This is a genomic window from Psychrobacter sp. 1U2, from assembly GCF_051847575.1.
In genome coordinates, this window is the sequence record NZ_JBPYDC010000398.1 from 1 (window position 1) to 1,127 (window position 1,127).

The window sequence follows — 1,127 nt, forward strand, 5'->3', positions numbered from 1 at the left end:
ACAATTATCTGATGAATACAATGTCGCGACACCTGTAGACTGGCAAGATGGTGACGACGTTATTATTCCGCCAAGTGTCAAAAACGAAGATATCGCTGCTAACTACCCTAAAGGACATACAGAAATTAAGCCATATCTACGTACCACACCTGCACCAAATAAATAAGCTAAGTGCTATAGTCCGGTTGAATCATAGATTAAAGCCAAAAAACCTCATAACGCAAAGTTATGGGGTTTTTTACTAATATGCTGACAAGTATTAATAAGGCTTTGCTATGATAACTATAGTAGGCTATAACTAGTATTGATCACCCTTCCACGGAGTTTGCCATGAAGACATTGTATGTAACTCGTACTGCCCCTAATCCACGTAAAGCACTTATTTTACTAGCCTCAAAAGGTATCGACGTTGATAATATGGATGACATAAATGTCGTAGATATCGACTTTGCAGCCAATGAGCAGATGTCAGACGCTTTTACCCAAATGAATCCTATGCAAACGGTACCATTATTAACCCTAGATGATGGTACTGTGCTTAATGACTCTCAAGCGGTTTGCGAATACCTTGATCGCGTTTATGGTGAGCGCTCAGTGATGGGCAATGACGTGGTACAACGTGCCCAAGTCTGCTCTATGCGCCGTATTGCTGAGTTTGAAGTTTTATACAACCTTATGCTGGCATTTCAACACAGTCATCCATCTAAAGCCCAGCGCGTTGAGCAAGTGCCAGAGTTTGTAACACCGTCTATAAACCGTGCGATCAAAGCACTGTCTTATTTTGAAAAAGCGTTAGATAGTCATGAGTACTTAGTTGGGGAGCAATTAAGCTTTGCTGATATTGTGCTATATTTAGGATTAGATTTTGGCAAGATTCTTAAGGTTAATCCCAATGAGCAAGGAGAAAATTTAGCGCGTTTTTATCAAATGATGAATGAGCGTTTTAATATCAAAAAAACGGCCAAACCTACAAAGAATTGCAGATAAAAAATCTCGGTATAACACTATATTTTATACAACATTTAATAATGGATAGCTAAGAAATTGGCTATCCATTGTTATTTAAAAAAATAATACGGACAGTTATATGTGAATATAAGAAAGTACCAAATAATAAAATTAAACAT

1 protein-coding gene and 1 pseudogene are annotated in these 1,127 nt (G+C 37.5%); both read left to right on the plus strand.

What is annotated here, in order from left to right; genetic code table 11:
* Positions 1 to 166 (plus strand): annotated as a pseudogene (locus ACS8FD_RS16120) (peroxidase); the annotation flags it as partial.
* Between the two features lie 164 nt (positions 167 to 330).
* Positions 331 to 987: a glutathione S-transferase family protein gene (locus ACS8FD_RS16125; protein WP_439276589.1), complete on the plus strand. Its 657-nt coding sequence runs from the start codon at positions 331 to 333 to the stop codon at positions 985 to 987.
* The last annotated feature ends 140 nt before the right edge of the window (positions 988 to 1,127 follow it).

Coding starts and splice junctions, on each gene's coding strand:
- ACS8FD_RS16125 (WP_439276589.1), top strand. CDS start 331: ATGAAGACATTGTATGTAACTCGTACTGCCCCTAATCCACGTAAAGCA.